The following is a 15,389-nucleotide window of genomic DNA, read 5'->3' as shown; positions in this document are numbered from 1 at the left end:
AGGTCTGACATGCTCAAACAAGCCCTGGCGCAAAACGGCCTGATTGCGATCCTGCGCGGCCTGCGCCCGCAGGAAGCGGCCGCCATCGGCGAAGTCCTGTACGCCGCCGGATTTCGCGTCATCGAAGTGCCGCTCAATTCCCCTGAGCCGTACGAAAGTATCCGCATCCTGCGCAGTACCTTGCCCGCCGATTGCCTGATCGGTGCCGGCACGGTGTTGACGCCGGAGCAGGTCGAGCAAGTGAAAGCCGCGGGCGGCCAGGTGATCGTCATGCCCCACAGCGATCCGAAGGTCTTGCGCGCGGCGAAAGCGGCGGGGCTTTACCTGTCGCCGGGTGTCGCCACGCCGACCGAAGCCTTCGCGGCACTGGCTGAAGGAGCGGATGTGCTGAAGATGTTCCCGGCCGAGCAGATGGGGCCGGCGGTCGTCAAAGCCTGGCTGGCAGTGCTGCCGGCGGGAACGATTCTGGCGCCGGTCGGCGGCATCACGCCGGACAACATGCAGGTGTTTATCGACGCTGGCGTCAAAGGTTTCGGCCTCGGCTCCGGTCTGTTCAAACCGGGCATGACGGCGGAACAAGTGGCGGCCAATGCCAAGGCGTACGTCGCTGCCTGGAAAGCCCTTCGCTAAGACTTCTTTGAGCGCCGAGCGCGCTGCATCTAATAAGAGAGCCAAAAGATGAAAATCACCAAACTGACCACCTTCATCGTTCCGCCGCGCTGGTGCTTCCTCAAGGTCGAAACCGACGAGGGCGTCACCGGTTGGGGTGAGCCCGTGGTCGAAGGCCGCGCCCACACCGTCGCCGCTGCCGTTGAAGAATTGTCCGACTACCTGATCGGCAAAGACCCGCGCAACATCGAAGACATCTGGACCGTGCTCTATCGCGGCGGTTTCTACCGCGGCGGCGCAATCCACATGAGTGCCCTGGCCGGTATCGACCAGGCCTTGTGGGACATCAAGGGCAAGGCGCTGGGCGTGTCGGTCAGCGACCTGCTGGGTGGTCAGGTGCGGGACAAGATTCGTGTGTATTCGTGGATCGGCGGCGACCGTCCGGCGGATACCGCGCGTGCGGCGAAAGAAGCGGTCGAGCGTGGTTTTACCGCGGTGAAAATGAACGGCACCGAAGAACTGCAATTCCTCGATACGTTCGACAAGGTCGACCAGGCCCTGGCCAACGTCGCTGCCGTGCGCGATGCCGTCGGCCCGAACGTCGGCATCGGCGTGGACTTCCATGGCCGGGTGCACAAGCCCATGGCCAAGGTGCTGATGAAGGAGCTTGACCCGTACAAGCTGATGTTCATCGAAGAGCCGGTGCTCAGCGAAAACTACGAAGCGCTGAAAGAGCTGGCGCCGCTGACCAGCACGCCGATCGCTTTGGGTGAACGGCTGTTCTCGCGCTGGGATTTCAAGCGTGTGCTCAGCGAAGGCTACGTCGACATCATCCAGCCGGATGCGTCCCACGCCGGTGGCATCACCGAAACCCGCAAGATCGCCAACATGGCCGAAGCCTACGACGTGGCGCTGGCGCTGCATTGCCCGCTGGGCCCGATTGCGCTGGCGGCGTGCCTGCAACTGGACGCGGCCTGCTACAACGCGTTCATCCAGGAACAGAGCCTGGGCATCCATTACAACGAGAGCAACGACCTGCTCGACTACGTCAAAGACCCACGGGTGTTCGACTACGACCAGGGCTTCGTGAAGATCCCGAACGGCCCGGGCCTGGGAATCGAGATCAACGAGGAATACGTGATCGAACGCGCCGCCATCGGCCACCGCTGGCGCAACCCGATCTGGCGCCACGCCGATGGCAGTTTTGCCGAGTGGTGAGAGATCTCTGATCCACCACCTATCCCTGTGGGAGCGAGCTTGCTCCGGGCGGCGTTCCGACGATAGCGTCCTGTCAGTCACATCAATGTCGGATGTGCCGCCGTCATCGCGAGCAAGCTCGCTCCCACAGGGGGTTAGCGTACGTCTTCAAAATCGACCTCAATAACCATAAGAAGAGGCACCCCCCATGCAACCGCAAACCCTCACCGGGCAGGCGTCGTTGGTGACGCCCAGCCGCAAGCGTTTTTTCATCATGGTGCTGTTGTTCATCACCGTGGTGATCAACTACCTGGACCGTAGCAACCTGTCGATTGCCGCCCCGGCATTGACCAGTGACCTGGGCATCGACCCGATCCACGTCGGCCTGATCTTCTCCGCGTTCGGCTGGACCTACGCCGCCATGCAGATTCCCGGTGGCTGGCTGGTGGATCGCGTGCCGCCACGGATTCTGTACAGCGTCGCCTTGCTGCTGTGGTCGGTGGCCACGGTGATGCTCGGCTTCGCCGCCAGCTTCATCGCGCTGTTCGTGTTGCGCATGGCCGTCGGTGCCCTGGAAGCGCCGGCCTATCCGATCAACAGCCGCGTGGTCACCACCTGGTTCCCCGAGCGCGAGCGCGCGACGGCCATCGGTTTCTACACTTCCGGGCAATTCGTCGGCCTGGCCTTCCTGACACCGGTGCTGGCCTGGCTGCAGCACGAATTCGGCTGGCACATGGTGTTTGTCGCCACCGGCGCAGTGGGCATTGTGTGGGCGGTGATCTGGTACGCGGTGTATCGCGAGCCGCGGGATTTCAAAGGCGCCAATGACGCAGAGATTGATCTGATCCGCGAGGGCGGTGGGCTGGTGGATATCCAGGCCGAACAAGCCAAGGTCAAAGCCAAATTCAGCTGGACCGACCTGGGCATCGTCCTGACCAAGCGCAAGCTCTGGGGCATCTACCTCGGGCAGTTCTGCCTCAACTCGACCCTGTGGTTTTTCCTCACCTGGTTCCCGACCTACCTGGTGAAATATCGCGGCATGGACTTCATCAAGTCCGGCCTGTTGGCATCGCTGCCGTTTCTCGCCGCGTTTATCGGTGTGCTGTGTTCCGGTTTCTTCTCGGACTTTTTGATCCGTCGCGGTTACACGGTTGGTTTCGCCCGCAAATTGCCGATCATCAGCGGCCTGCTGATTTCCACTTCGATCATCGGCGCCAACTTTGTCGAGTCGACGCCGTTGGTGATCGCCTTCCTCGCGCTGGCATTCTTCGGTAATGGCCTGGCTTCGATCACCTGGTCGTTGGTGTCGACCTTGGCTCCGGCACGCTTGCTCGGGCTGACCGGCGGGGTGTTCAACTTCATCGGCAACCTGTCGGCGATTGCCACGCCTATCGTGATCGGCTTCCTCGCGACGGGTGATTCTTTTGCTCCGGCAATCACCTACATCTCGGTGCTGGCATTGATCGGTGCACTGTCCTACATCTTGCTGGTGGGCAAGGTCGAGCGTATCAAGTTGTAGTCGTGGCACGCGGGCGACCATAATGCCGCCCGTTCACTCGCTCAACGGTAAAGGCTGGATATGCAGGAAGACGCCCCAAAAATCGCCAAGGACGCCGCGCCGACCGGCACCCAGACCCTGCTTCGCGGGTTGGGTGTGGTTCATGCCGTGGCCAGCGGCGCCCGCGATCTCAAGGAAATCGCCCGGCTGATCGGCACCACGCGCAGCACCACCCATCGCCTGGCCAGTTGCCTGGTGGACGAGCGTTATCTGCGGGTGGTGCCGCAAGTCGGTTATCTGCTGGGGCCGAAACTGATCGAGTTGGGCTTTCAGGCCCGAGAAGAGTTGCCATTGGTGACCCTGGCCGGGCCGTATCTGGATGAGTTGTCGGCATTGACCGGCGACACCATTCACCTGGCGATCCGTGAAGGCGACGAAGTGCTGTACCTGCACAAGAATCCGGGGCGCAATGGCCCGGAAATGCGTTCGCGGGTCGGCCATCGCATGCCGTTGGCACGCACTGGCATCGGCAAGGCGCTGATGCTCGATGATTCGCCGCAAGAGTGGCAGCGCCTGTACGAAGTCAGCCTGCCGGTGGGTGGGAAAAACCAGTTCTGGCCGCAGCACCCGGAGCAATCCTGGGAGCAGTTCGAGCAGCGCATGGTCGAGTACGTGGCCGGCGGTTACGCCTTCGACCTGGAGGACAACGAACCGTCGATCCGCTGCGTGGCGGCGCCGATTCGCGATGCCAGCAAACGCATCGTCGCCGGCATCAGCATCGCCAGTACCGTGCCGTACATGCCGCTGGAGAAAATGGCCGAGCTGATTCCCCTGATCAAAGGGGTCACAGCCCGGCTGTCGGCGGAGCTTGGCCTCAAGGTTTAAACCTTGAGGGTCGCCATATCGATGACGAAGCGGTACTTGACGTCACCGGCGATCATGCGGGCGTAAGCCTCGTTGATCTGGCGGATGTCGAGCATTTCGATGTCACAGGTGATGTTGTGCTCGGCGCAGAAATCCAGCACTTCCTGGGTTTCGGCGATGCCGCCGATCAGCGAACCCGCCAGCACGCGACGTCCCAATACCAGTTTGGCCGCATGCACCGGCGGCTCCACCGGTTCGATCAGACCCACCAGAATATGCACGCCGTCGAAACGTAGCGTATCGAGGTAGGGGTTGAGGTCGTGCTGCACCGGAATGGTGTCTAGCAGGAAGTCGAAGTGACCGGCGGCGGCCTGCATCTGGGCGTCATCGGTGGACACGATCACATGGTCCGCACCCTGACGGCGAGCCTCTTCGGCCTTGCTTGCCGAACGGGTGAACAGCGTCACTTCGGCGCCCATGGCCTTGGCGAACTTGATGCCCATGTGGCCCAGGCCACCCATGCCGAGAATCCCGACCTTGTCGCCGGCCTTCACGCCGTAGTGCTTGAGCGGCGAGTAGGTGGTGATGCCGGCACACAGGATTGGCGCGGCGCTGGCCAGGGCCAGTTTTTCCGGGATACGCACCACAAAGTGCTCGCTGACCACGATGCTGTCGGAGTAACCGCCCATGGTGTTGCTGCCATCGACCCGGTCCGGGGTGGCGTAGGTCATGGTCGGGCCTTCGAGGCAGTATTGCTCCAGGTTGGCCTGGCACGCCTCGCAATGGCGGCATGAATCGACCATGCAGCCGACGCCGACCAGATCGCCGACCTTGTGTCGGGTCACGTTCGCGCCAACGGCGGTCACTTTGCCGACGATTTCGTGGCCGGGCATCAGCGGGTAAACGGCAATGCCCCACTCGTTGCGGGCCTGATGGATGTCGGAATGGCAGACGCCGCAGTAGAGAATCTCGATGGCAACGTCGTCGGCCCGTGGGCTGCGGCGTTCGAATTTCACAGGGGCGAGGGGAGTGGTGGCCGACTGGGCGGCGTATCCGATGGCGGTGTACATGGTGAACCTCGCAAAATCGCTGACGGGTGAGGTGGCGCATTCTGGGCGCCGAACCCGGTAGCAGCCATGGCGATTCCTCCGGGTGTCATGCCTATTCCTCCGGCATCGCTCCTTGAGCGATTCCATTGGCGATCAGACCTGCGATGATGCTTTCATCCCTTTTTTTCGAAGTTTTTTTCATGCAGTTGACCCGTCATCTTGATGCCAATGCCAGCCTGGTTTCGCTGATCGAGCCGCTGTCCACTCGCAACGGTTTCGTCCCGACTGCATTGCCGGGCGTGCAGGTTCTGCGGGCCAGTTGCGATGTGGCCCGTGGACCGCAGATCTACGAGCCGAGCCTGGTGATCATCGCCCAGGGCAGTAAACTGGCGTACCTGGGGCCGCGCACTCTGGAATATGGCGCAGGGCACTACCTGATTCAGGCACTGCCGGTGCCGTTCGAGTGTGAAACCTTTGCCGCGCCGAGCGGGCCAATGCTGGGCGTTTCTGTCGCGATCGACCGGGTGATGCTGGGCGAGCTGGTATTGGCAATAGGCCTGGCGCCGGGGCGGCATATTCCGGCGCAAACGCCTGAGTCCATGACCTCGGCAGTGCTCGATGATGCCATGCGCGGTTGTGTCGAGCGGCTGCTGCGTTGCCTGCACGATCCGCTGGAATGCCAGATCATGGGGCAAGCGCGTTTGCGCGAGTTACTGTTCGTCGCATTGCGCGGTCCGCAAGCCGATGTATTGCGGGCGCTGGTTGAGCAGCAGGGGCAGTTCGCCCGGATCGCGGCATCCCTCAGTCATCTGCATGCGCATTACACCGAACCGTTGAACGTCGAGACCCTGGCCAGTTGCGCGAACATGAGTGCGTCGACCTTTCACGAGCATTTCAAACGCAGCACCTTGTTGTCGCCGGTGCAGTATCTGAAGCGATTGCGTCTGCTCAGGGCGCAGCAGTTGTTGCTGGGCGAGGGGCTGGGCGTGGCGCAGGTGGCGCATCGGGTGGGGTATCAGAGCACGTCGCAGTTCAGTCGCGAGTACAAGCGGTACTTCGAGCGTAATCCGGGTGATGAGCGCGCAGCCTGAGGTTTAGCACCCCTACTGTAGGAGCGAGCTTGCTCGCGATGGAGTGTCAGTCAACATTAATGCTGAATGACACTCCATCGCGAGCAAGCTCGCTCCTACAATCGCACGCAACAAAAAGGCCCCCATGTAGGGAGCCTTGATGTTCAGCGGTTCGGCTTACATGTTCGGGTAAGTCGGGCCGCCGGCGCCTTCCGGCGCGACCCAGGTGATGTTCTGTGCAGGGTCCTTGATGTCGCAAGTCTTGCAGTGAACACAGTTCTGGGCGTTGATCTGGAAGCGCTTCTCGCCGTCTTCCTTGGTGATCACTTCATACACTCCGGCCGGGCAGTAACGCTGTGCCGGCTCATCGTACAGCGGCAGGTTCTTGCCGATCGGGATGCTCGCGTCGGCCAGCTTCAGGTGGCACGGCTGCTCTTCTTCGTGGTTGGTACCGGAGATGAACACCGAGCTGAGTTTGTCGAAGCTGATCTTGCCGTCCGGTTTCGGGTAGTCGATCTTCTTGCAGTCGGCCGCCAGTTTCAGGCAAGCGTAATCCGGTTTGGTGTCGTGCAGGGTGAACGGCAGTTTGCCGCCGAAGATGTTCTGGTCCAGCCAGTTGAAACCGCCACCGACGATGGCGCCGAACTTGTGGATCGCCGGGCCGAAGTTGCGGCTGGCGAACAGTTCTTCGTAGAGCCAGCTGTTCTTGAAGCTGTCGACGTAGGTGGTCAGTTCTTCGCTGCCGTCCTTCTCGGCGAACAGCGCGTCAGCCACGGATTCAGCGGCGAGCATGCCGGATTTCATCGCGGTGTGGCTGCCTTTGATCTTGGCGAAGTTCAGGGTACCGAGGTCGCAACCGATCAGCGCGCCGCCCTTGAACACCATTTTCGGCAGCGAGTTCAGGCCGCCTTTGCAGATGGCACGCGCGCCGTAGCTGATGCGCTTGCCGCCTTCCAGGTACTGCTTGAGCACCGGGTGATGCTTGAGGCGCTGGAACTCGTCGAACGGCGACAGGTAGGTGTTGCTGTAGGACAGGTCGACGATCAGACCGACGACCACCTGGTTGTTTTCCAAGTGATAGAGGAACGAGCCACCGGTGTTCTCGGTGCCCATGATGTCCATCGGCCAACCGGCGGTGTGGACTACCAGGCCAGGCTGGTGCTTGGCCGGGTCGACTTCCCAGATTTCTTTCAGGCCGATGCCGTAGTGCTGGGCATCAGCGTCAGTGTCCAGGTTGAAACGCTTGATCAGCTGCTTGCCGATGTGGCCGCGGCAACCTTCGGCGAACAGCGTGTACTTGCCACGCAGTTCCATGCCGGGGGTGTACAGGCCTTCCTTCGGATTACCTTCGCGGTCGACGCCCAGGTCACCGGTGATAATCCCGCGAACCACGCCGTTCTCGTCGATCAGCGCTTCCTGAGCGGCGAAACCCGGGTAGATTTCCACGCCCAGGTTCTCGGCCTGCTGGGCCAGCCAGCGGCACAGGTTGCCCAGGGAGATGATGTAGTTGCCTTCGTTGTGCATGGTCTTGGGCACAAAGAAGTCAGGAACTTTCTGCGCGCTTTCAGCGTTCTTCAGAACGAAGATTTCGTCGCGGGTGACGGGGGTGTTCAGCGGCGCGCCGAGTTCTTTCCAGTCCGGGAACAGTTCGTTCAGGGCCCGTGGTTCGAACACGGCACCGGACAAAATGTGAGCACCGACTTCGGAGCCTTTTTCGACCACGCAGACGCTGATTTCCTTACCGGCTTCGGCGGCCTTCTGCTTCAAGCGGCAGGCGGCGGAAAGACCAGCGGGGCCGGCACCGACGATGACAACGTCGAATTCCATGTATTCGCGTTCCACAGGTTATCTCCTACTCAAGGCTCAACAGTTTTTTTTCTAATTTGGAGGTTCGGTGTCGCATCCATGAATCCCGGCGCAACGCCGAGAGCGGACAATCGATTGACCACCTTTCTCTTTGGGTGGCGCATTATATCTACACCACTCTCAGCGTCCAATACAAACGTTTGTTTGAATTGGCTCGAAGCCAGAGAAATCAAAGTCACGCGCCTTATGAGCGGCCATTTTGGCGTATTGACCGGAATAGGCGTTCCGGTCAAGATACGGGCGGTTTTGCGCTCGCCGTAGGCTGACTGTTGGTTTCAAGAGCACCTCTAAAGACAGGGCGATGGGAGTAGAGAGTGATGAGCCGCGCGGGTTTGATGCGTAGTTTACACGCCGCGATGTTGAATGACTCGTCAGTCACCACTGACGAACGGTCATCCACATCATGAGTGATGGTCACTTGACACCTTTGCCGACGTTTTTGGAGGTGCCCTTGCGCCCGATGAGCATCAACCGCCAGGTTCGCCTAGGCGACTTTCTTTTCACCGGAGAGTAACGAGGAATCCATGAAGGTTCTTGTAGCTGTCAAACGCGTTGTGGATTACAACGTCAAGGTTCGCGTCAAGGCGGACAATTCCGGCGTCGATCTTGCCAACGTCAAGATGTCGATGAACCCGTTCTGCGAGATCGCCGTGGAAGAAGCCGTACGCCTGAAAGAGAAAGGTGTTGCGACTGAAATCGTCGTCGTCTCCGTAGGCCCGTCCACCGCTCAAGAGCAACTGCGCACCGCGCTGGCTCTGGGTGCCGACCGTGCCATCCTCGTCGAGTCCGCCGAAGACCTGACTTCCCTGGCCGTTGCCAAGCTGCTGAAGGCCGTTGTCGACAAGGAACAGCCTCAGCTGGTGATCCTTGGCAAACAAGCCATCGACAGCGACAACAACCAGACTGGCCAGATGCTCGCTGCATTGAGCGGCTACGGTCAGGGCACGTTCGCGTCCAAAGTCGAAATCAGCGGCGACAGCGTTGCTGTCACCCGTGAAGTCGACGGCGGCGCGCAGACGGTTTCCCTGAAGTTGCCGGCCATCGTCACCACCGACCTGCGTTTGAACGAGCCGCGTTATGCGTCTCTGCCAAACATCATGAAAGCCAAGAAGAAGCCTCTCGAAGTGCTGACTCCGGACGCTTTGGGCGTTTCCACCGCCTCCACCAACAAGACCCTGAAAGTCGAAGCGCCTGCTGCACGCAGCGCGGGTATCAAGGTCAAGTCGGTGGCTGAACTGGTCGAGAAACTGAAAAACGAAGCGAAGGTAATCTAAATGACTATCTTGGTTATTGCTGAACACGACAACAAAGTGCTGGCTCCGGCCACGCTGAACACCGTTGCTGCTGCCGCCAAAATCGGTGGTGACATCCACGTTCTGGTCGCTGGCCAGGGTGCTGGCGCCGTGGCTGAAGCCGCTGCGAAAGTCGCTGGCGTGGCTAAAGTGCTGGTAGCTGATAACGCTGCCTACGCTCACCAGCTGCCGGAAAACGTCGCTCCGCTGGTTGCAGAGTTGGGCAAGGGCTACAGCCACATCCTGGCTGCCGCTACTTCCAACGGCAAAAACATCCTGCCACGCGTTGCCGCTGCACTGGACGTTGACCAGATCTCCGAGATCATCTCGGTAGAAAGCGCTGACACCTTCAAGCGCCCGATCTACGCCGGTAACGCCATCGCTACCGTTCAATCGAACGCTGCAGTGAAAGTGATCACCGTGCGTGCCACCGGTTTCGACCCGGTTGCCGCTGAAGGCGGTTCTGCTGCTGTTGAAGCCGTTGCCGCTGCCCACGACGCTGGCATCTCCAGCTTCGTTGGCGAAGAGCTGGCCAAGTCCGATCGTCCGGAACTGACCGCTGCCAAGATCGTCGTTTCCGGCGGTCGCGGCATGCAGAACGGCGACAACTTCAAACACCTGTACGCCCTGGCCGACAAGCTGGGCGCTGCCGTGGGTGCCTCGCGCGCCGCGGTCGACGCAGGTTTTGTACCGAACGACATGCAGGTCGGTCAGACCGGCAAGATCGTTGCACCACAGCTGTACATCGCCGTCGGTATCTCCGGCGCGATCCAGCACCTGGCCGGCATGAAAGACTCCAAAGTGATCGTTGCGATCAACAAGGACGAAGAAGCGCCGATCTTCCAGGTGGCCGATTACGGCCTGGTGGCGGACCTGTTCGAAGCCATCCCTGAGTTCGAGAAGCTGGTCTAATCCGGCTGCTTCACTTATAAAGAGCCCGGCCTTTTGGCCGGGTTTTTTTTTTTGCTTTGTCCCCCTGTAGGAGCGAGCCTGCTCGCGATGGACGTCAACGATGACGCGGGGATCCTGGATACAAGCGGTGCATTTGAAACCATCGCGAGCAGGCTCGCTCCTACAGGGATATATACGATCTCAACGGGAGTGTGTTGCCATGGATTTGCGTCGTGTATGTGGCTGGTCATTACTACTGGGTTTGACGACATTTCCAGCACTGTCCAATGCCGCAGGCAAATGCGAACGCCTGGTGGTCACCGGCAGCCCGGACGCACCGCCGTACCTGTGGCAAGACCCGCAGAATCCCAGGCACCTGATCGGTGCCAGCGCCGATTTGCTGCAGCAAGTGGCGGGGGAGTTGGGGCTCAAGGTCGAACTGCTGTATGCCGGCAAACGCGCCCAGGCCCTGGACGAAGTGCGCAGCGGGCGCATGGACATGCTGGCGGACGCGACGTTGACCGTCAGTGAGCTGGATTCCCTGGATTACATCCATCCACCCGTGCTGGAAAACGACTATCTGGTCTGGACGCGCAAGGACTCGACGCTGATCTATAACGAAGCACAAGATCTGCACGGCCATTCCGGTGCCGTGTCGGAAAAGGCTCGATTGACTCCGCAATTCAGCACCTTTGCCGGACAGCAGTTAACCCTCACGCACACGTCCAACCTGACCCAGGCCTTTCAGAAACTGCTGTTGGGCGAGGTCGAGTTTGTGCTGGCAGGACGTTACTCGGGCATGGCGACCGCACAGACACTGGGCATGGCCGGTGATTTGGTCACTCGCTCGCAACCGGTCGACAAGCCTGGCCTGTACCTGGCGATTTCCCATGACTCGGCCTGCAACGATCCGTGGTTGCGCGGACAGTTGGCCAAAAAGATGACAGAATTGCCCGCGTCCGGACTGACGGAAGCCGTGCTGATGCGCAATATCGAGCGTTGGAAGGCACAACGCTCACAACCGCAGCAACCCTCGCAACAACCCGTCAGTGCCCCAAAACAGTAGGGATATCTAGTGAGTATTCGACCTCTTTTCGCTGCCGTGGCCTTTGTGGTCCTGGCGGGTTGTGCAACCGATCCTGCGCCGAATGAACAGATGCGCCTGACCGAACAGGCACTCGAACAGGCCAAGGCCGTGGGCGCCACCGCCGACGATGTGCCGGAAATGAAACTGGCCGAGGACAAGTACAATCGTGCCAAGGGCAACATGACCGATCAATCCTTCAAGAATGCGCGGATGCGGGCCGAACAGGCCGAACTCGATGCGCGCCTGGCTGAAGCCAAGGTGTTGAAGGCCAAGAGCGAGGAGCAGTTGAACGTGCTGAACACCCGCATCGCCCGCCTGCAAAAGCAACTGGGAGATGCCGAATGAGCCTCAAGAGCAAAGCCCTCGGCGGTTTGATCCTGGCAGGCTGCGCGAGCCTGTCTGGTTGCGCCAGCCAGCACAGCGAGACCGCATTGCAGCAGGCTGGAGCCGATTTTCAGAAGGTCAAGGAAGACTCCAATGTGCTGCGAATCGCCCCCAAGGACGTGATTCGCGCCGGGGAGTCCCTGGCCCGTGCCGATCGCCTGTCCAGCTATTGGGGTAGCGGTTCGGACGTGGTGCATTACGCCTACCTGAGCCAGCGCTATAGCGCCATTGCCCGGGAACACACCGATCAGGCGCTCAACGAAGAGCAAGCGGCGAAGCTTGAACTGGAGCGGCAGCGCCTGCAACTGGCACTGCGTGAATCCAAACTGTTCAGCGTGCAGCAGCAAGGCAAATGGCTCGAAGAGCAGATCCTGGCATTGACGACCACCCAGACCGACCGTGGCCTGGTGATGACATTGGGCGACATGCTGTTCGACACCGGCGAAGCGGAATTGAAACCTTCGGCCAACCGTGTGGTGTTGAAGATCGTGCAGTTCCTGCAACTCAATCCCAAGCGTGTGGTACGGATCGAAGGTTATACGGACAGTACCGGGGGCAAGCAGGAAAACCTCAAGCTGTCCCGCGACCGCGCACAATCGGTGGCTGATGTGTTGATGGACCTGGGCATCGACGACAAGCGTATTCAGGTCGAGGGTTATGGCGACGAGTATCCCGTGGACGCGAATGCGTCGGAACGGGGCCGTGCGCAGAACCGTCGGGTGGAAATTGTGTTTTCCGACGAAAAGGGCCAGCTCGGCGCTGCCCGCTAAGGCTGCTCCAGGGTGGCGCTATGCACCCTGGAGGAGCTGCGGAGTGAAACGAGGCTGCGATCTGTTGATCTTGCTCTTGATACTCAAGTGAACTCGAAAAGATCGCAGCCTCGTTTCACTCGACAGCTCCTACAGTCCTACAGTCCTACAGTCCTACAGTCCTACAGCCCGGCCTGCCATGCAGCGCCGGGTTTTTTTATACCTGCCGATTACCGCGCAAAACAGTACAGATTTTGCTGACACTGCACTGTATGGTCGACTATTGTGGCAACTGTCCCCGTACACTTCTAAACTGTTCCGGTATTGTTTCACACAAGAATAAAATGCCCGTGAAATCGAGTGCTGCGTCATGACCAATCTTTTGCTCTATCAACGTATTGCTCAACAACTGGCCGAAGACATCCGCCGTGGGGTCTATCAGCCGGGGGAGCGCGTACCTTCGGTGCGCAAGATGAGCTCGCAGCTCAATGTCAGCCATGCGACGGTGTTGCAGGCGTATGCCAATCTCGAGGATCAGGGGTTGATCCGCGCCCGGCCGCAGTCGGGTTACTACGTGCACCAGACGCCGGCCCTCACCGCACCGACGCCGGACATCGCCCGGGTCGAGCGCCCCGGCCTGGTCACCCGCAGTAGCATCATTCAACAAGTCCTGGTCGAATCCCGTCGTGAAGGTGTCTTCCCGCTGGGCGCTGCAGTGCCGAGTGTCGATTATTTGCCGGTGCGGGCACTGCATCAGCAATTGGCCAAAGTCACCCGTTTCCATAGTCCGCGGGCCTTCAGCTACATGTTCAGCCCCGGTTTCGAACCGTTGCGCCGACAGGTGGCGATCCGCATGCGCGATGCCGGCGTGGTGGTCGATCCGTCGGAAGTGGTGATCACCCACGGTTGCGTCGATGCGCTGCAGATGTCCTTGCGTGTGCTGACCCGTCCGGGCGATCTGATCGCGGCCGAATCGCCGACTTATTACGGGTTGCTGCAACTGGCCGACCTGTTGGGCCTCAAGGTCATCGAGATCCCCAGCGATCCGGCCACGGGCATGAGCCTGGAAGCCCTGCAACTGGCGGCCAACCAATGGTCGATCAAGGCGTTGGTGTTGACCACCCGTCTGAGCAATCCATTGGGCGGCACCATGCCGGAGGAGCGGCAGAAACAATTGCTGCGCCTGGCGTCGGACTTCGATATCCAGATTGTCGAAGACGATATCTACGGTGAGCTGATGTTCGAACAGGGGCGCACCAAGTCCCTCAAGGCCTACGATCGGCTGGATCGGGTGATCTATTGCTCGAGCTTCTCTAAAACCCTGTCGCCTGGCGTGCGGATCGGCTGGATGATTGCCGGCAAGTATCAGCAGGAAATCCAGCGCTTGCAGACCTTCAGCACGCATTCTGCGTGCAGCGTGACCCAGATGGGCATTGCCGCTTACCTGGAAAATGGTGGGTACGACCGGCATTTGCGCTTCATCCGTCAGGAATACCGGAAAAACCTCAGCGCCTTCCAGCTGGCCGTGCAGCAGTATTTCCCGGAAGGCACGCAGATGACCCGGCCTACCGGAGGTTTCATTCTGTGGGTCAGTCTGCCGGGACGGGTCAACACTCAGGAGTTGCACGTGCGGGCATTGCAGCAGGGCATCAGTATTGCGCCGGGGCTGATCTTCAGTAACACCGAGCAGTTCAATCACTGCATTCGCCTCAATTGCGGCATCCCGTGGAATCGTGAAGCCGAGCGCGCGTTGATGACCCTGGGCATGCTGGCCACCCAGCTCTGCCAGGAGATGGCGGGCGGTTTGTAACAGGCTGCTACGGTGCTTGTCTTGTGGGCTGCAACAGGGGAGCATATGCACCTCTGCCGTTTGCACCCACCGTGGGATACATGAAACCGACTTTTCCTGCCGCCTGGCTTTTGCTCTGCCTGATTGCGAGTATTCAGCCGGCATTCGTCGTAGCGGCTACCGAGCAGGATCAGGAGGCCACCGGCAGTTTCCACGTCGCACCGATAAAACCCGAACCTGTGAAAAAAGCCTCGCCGGCCGAGAAACCGGCGACGCCCGTGAAAAAGCGCCAGCCCATTGCCTCCAAATCGAAACCGGCCAGCGAAGTTGTCAAGACCGAGCTTCCATCCGCCAAGTTGGACCTGAGCCTGCCCAAGGATATGGTTCAGGAGCTGAAGCCGATCGGAACGGTGCCGTTGTCCAGGCGCGAACCATTGTTACCCCAGATGTTCGGTGACAAAAGCGGCAGCAGCCCGTTCCAGCTCAACGGCCGCCTGCTCACCAATGAAATGCAGCTGCAACTGCGAAAGGAAGAACGCCGCGAGGTCGAAGGTGCGGCACTGGATTTCGAGTTCAAGCAGTAACCTCACCAGGATCCGCGAACCGCAGACCAGACGCTTTGTCGGCGACTGGTCGGTCATGTTCGTTTGCATTGAAAAACCCGCTCGCAGGTAATTTAAAACAACTGTTTAAGCGGGTACTCTGTGCCCCGTCCTTTTACACATTGCTCGTCGCGAGGAGCTTGTCGTCATGAAATGCCGTGAGGGCTGTGGCGCTTGTTGCATTGCCCCTTCCATCAGTTCACCGATTCCCGGTATGCCCAACGGCAAAGCCGCAGGGGAGCGTTGCCTGCAACTTTCCTCCGATAACCTGTGCAATATTTTCGGCCAGCCGGAACGGCCGGCGGTGTGTTCTGCCTTCGAGGCCGACCCCGAGGTGTGCGGAAGCAGCAGCGAAGAAGCGATCCGGTTGATTGGCTGGTGGGAGCAAATGACGGCGGCGTGATGTGTGGGCTTGCACCTCCGATCACCTCCGAAAAACCTG

Annotated in this window: 15 protein-coding genes; 13 read left to right on the top strand and 2 right to left on the bottom strand. The window is 60.1% G+C overall.

Going from position 1 to position 15,389, the window contains the following annotated elements; all coding sequences use genetic code 11:
- Nucleotides 1–9 precede the first annotated feature (9 nt).
- The 4 genes from AC1DXW_RS08040 to AC1DXW_RS08025 all read left to right on the top strand — a co-directional run bounded on the left by AC1DXW_RS08040 (nucleotide 10) and on the right by AC1DXW_RS08025 (nucleotide 4,189).
- Entirely contained in the window at nucleotides 10–630 is a 621-nt protein-coding gene (locus AC1DXW_RS08040; protein WP_477753727.1) for a 2-dehydro-3-deoxy-6-phosphogalactonate aldolase, read from the top strand.
- A gap of 48 nt (nucleotides 631–678) precedes the next feature.
- Nucleotides 679–1,827, top strand: coding sequence for a galactonate dehydratase (gene dgoD, locus AC1DXW_RS08035; protein WP_007977010.1), 1,149 nt, complete (start codon nucleotides 679–681; stop codon nucleotides 1,825–1,827).
- A gap of 187 nt (nucleotides 1,828–2,014) precedes the next feature.
- Nucleotides 2,015–3,325, top strand: a complete 1,311-nt coding sequence (locus AC1DXW_RS08030) for an MFS transporter (protein ID WP_223533892.1) — start codon at nucleotides 2,015–2,017, stop codon at nucleotides 3,323–3,325.
- Nucleotides 3,326–3,385: 60 nt separating this feature from the next.
- Nucleotides 3,386–4,189 carry an IclR family transcriptional regulator gene (locus tag AC1DXW_RS08025; RefSeq protein WP_056727198.1) on the top strand — a complete coding sequence of 268 codons (804 nt, stop codon included), beginning with the start codon at nucleotides 3,386–3,388 and terminating at the stop codon, nucleotides 4,187–4,189.
- Here the strand turns inward: AC1DXW_RS08025 and AC1DXW_RS08020 are convergent.
- Nucleotides 4,186–5,238, bottom strand: coding sequence for an NAD(P)-dependent alcohol dehydrogenase (locus AC1DXW_RS08020; protein ID WP_477753726.1), 1,053 nt, complete (start codon nucleotides 5,236–5,238; stop codon nucleotides 4,186–4,188). The genes AC1DXW_RS08025 and AC1DXW_RS08020 overlap by 4 nt on opposite strands.
- Nucleotides 5,239–5,417: 179 nt before the next feature.
- On the opposite strand from AC1DXW_RS08020, the gene AC1DXW_RS08015 reads away from it, so the two are divergent.
- Nucleotides 5,418–6,308, top strand: a complete 891-nt coding sequence (locus tag AC1DXW_RS08015) for an AraC family transcriptional regulator (protein ID WP_477753725.1) — start codon at nucleotides 5,418–5,420, stop codon at nucleotides 6,306–6,308.
- A 156-nt stretch (nucleotides 6,309–6,464) separates the two neighbouring features.
- Here AC1DXW_RS08015 and AC1DXW_RS08010 read toward each other — a convergent pair whose 3' ends face one another.
- Entirely contained in the window at nucleotides 6,465–8,129 is a 1,665-nt protein-coding gene (locus AC1DXW_RS08010; RefSeq protein ID WP_477753724.1) for an electron transfer flavoprotein-ubiquinone oxidoreductase, read from the bottom strand.
- Nucleotides 8,130–8,677: 548 nt separating this feature from the next.
- Between AC1DXW_RS08010 and AC1DXW_RS08005 the strand changes: the two genes are divergently transcribed.
- The 8 genes from AC1DXW_RS08005 (at nucleotide 8,678) to AC1DXW_RS07970 (ending at nucleotide 15,350) form a co-directional block, all read left to right on the top strand.
- Nucleotides 8,678–9,427, top strand: coding sequence for an electron transfer flavoprotein subunit beta/FixA family protein (locus AC1DXW_RS08005; protein WP_150753971.1), 750 nt, complete (start codon nucleotides 8,678–8,680; stop codon nucleotides 9,425–9,427).
- Entirely contained in the window at nucleotides 9,428–10,357 is a 930-nt protein-coding gene (locus AC1DXW_RS08000) for an electron transfer flavoprotein subunit alpha/FixB family protein (RefSeq protein WP_223534377.1), read from the top strand.
- A gap of 199 nt (nucleotides 10,358–10,556) precedes the next feature.
- Nucleotides 10,557–11,402, top strand: a complete 846-nt coding sequence (locus AC1DXW_RS07995) for a substrate-binding periplasmic protein (RefSeq protein ID WP_477753722.1) — start codon at nucleotides 10,557–10,559, stop codon at nucleotides 11,400–11,402.
- Nucleotides 11,403–11,411: 9 nt separating this feature from the next.
- The gene (locus tag AC1DXW_RS07990) at nucleotides 11,412–11,768 is read left to right on the top strand and encodes a DUF4398 domain-containing protein (RefSeq protein WP_108215383.1); all 357 of its coding nucleotides are present in this window, start codon (nucleotides 11,412–11,414) and stop codon (nucleotides 11,766–11,768) included.
- Nucleotides 11,765–12,577, top strand: coding sequence for an OmpA family protein (locus AC1DXW_RS07985; RefSeq protein WP_477759902.1), 813 nt, complete (start codon nucleotides 11,765–11,767; stop codon nucleotides 12,575–12,577). Before AC1DXW_RS07990 ends, AC1DXW_RS07985 begins: the two co-directional genes overlap by 4 nt.
- Before the next feature lie 349 nt (nucleotides 12,578–12,926).
- Nucleotides 12,927–14,366, top strand: coding sequence for an aminotransferase-like domain-containing protein (locus AC1DXW_RS07980; RefSeq protein ID WP_008050371.1), 1,440 nt, complete (start codon nucleotides 12,927–12,929; stop codon nucleotides 14,364–14,366).
- A gap of 80 nt (nucleotides 14,367–14,446) precedes the next feature.
- Complete coding sequence (locus AC1DXW_RS07975) at nucleotides 14,447–14,929, top strand: translation initiation factor 2 (protein ID WP_477753719.1); 483 nt, start codon at nucleotides 14,447–14,449, stop codon at nucleotides 14,927–14,929.
- A gap of 166 nt (nucleotides 14,930–15,095) precedes the next feature.
- Nucleotides 15,096–15,350: a YkgJ family cysteine cluster protein gene (locus AC1DXW_RS07970; protein WP_108215386.1), complete on the top strand. Its 255-nt coding sequence runs from the start codon at nucleotides 15,096–15,098 to the stop codon at nucleotides 15,348–15,350.
- Nucleotides 15,351–15,389: the final 39 nt, after the last annotated feature.

This window comes from Pseudomonas sp. P4_C4 (assembly GCF_056402055.1).
This window is presented reverse-complemented; position numbering and strand designations above follow the sequence as displayed.

Bases quoted from the DNA above. Each gene is read 5' to 3' on its own strand.
- AC1DXW_RS07975 (WP_477753719.1), top strand. From the start codon at position 14,447: ATGAAACCGACTTTTCCTGCCGCCTGGCTTTTGCTCTGCCTGATTGCG.
- AC1DXW_RS08015 (WP_477753725.1), top strand. From the start codon at position 5,418: ATGCAGTTGACCCGTCATCTTGATGCCAATGCCAGCCTGGTTTCGCTG.
- AC1DXW_RS08005 (WP_150753971.1), top strand. From the start codon at position 8,678: ATGAAGGTTCTTGTAGCTGTCAAACGCGTTGTGGATTACAACGTCAAG.
- AC1DXW_RS07980 (WP_008050371.1), top strand. From the start codon at position 12,927: ATGACCAATCTTTTGCTCTATCAACGTATTGCTCAACAACTGGCCGAA.
- AC1DXW_RS08025 (WP_056727198.1), top strand. From the start codon at position 3,386: ATGCAGGAAGACGCCCCAAAAATCGCCAAGGACGCCGCGCCGACCGGC.
- AC1DXW_RS07985 (WP_477759902.1), top strand. From the start codon at position 11,765: ATGAGCCTCAAGAGCAAAGCCCTCGGCGGTTTGATCCTGGCAGGCTGC.
- AC1DXW_RS07995 (WP_477753722.1), top strand. From the start codon at position 10,557: ATGGATTTGCGTCGTGTATGTGGCTGGTCATTACTACTGGGTTTGACG.
- AC1DXW_RS08020 (WP_477753726.1), bottom strand. From the start codon at position 5,238: ATGTACACCGCCATCGGATACGCCGCCCAGTCGGCCACCACTCCCCTC.
- AC1DXW_RS08030 (WP_223533892.1), top strand. From the start codon at position 2,015: ATGCAACCGCAAACCCTCACCGGGCAGGCGTCGTTGGTGACGCCCAGC.
- AC1DXW_RS07970 (WP_108215386.1), top strand. From the start codon at position 15,096: ATGAAATGCCGTGAGGGCTGTGGCGCTTGTTGCATTGCCCCTTCCATC.
- AC1DXW_RS08040 (WP_477753727.1), top strand. From the start codon at position 10: ATGCTCAAACAAGCCCTGGCGCAAAACGGCCTGATTGCGATCCTGCGC.
- dgoD (WP_007977010.1), top strand. From the start codon at position 679: ATGAAAATCACCAAACTGACCACCTTCATCGTTCCGCCGCGCTGGTGC.
- AC1DXW_RS08000 (WP_223534377.1), top strand. From the start codon at position 9,428: ATGACTATCTTGGTTATTGCTGAACACGACAACAAAGTGCTGGCTCCG.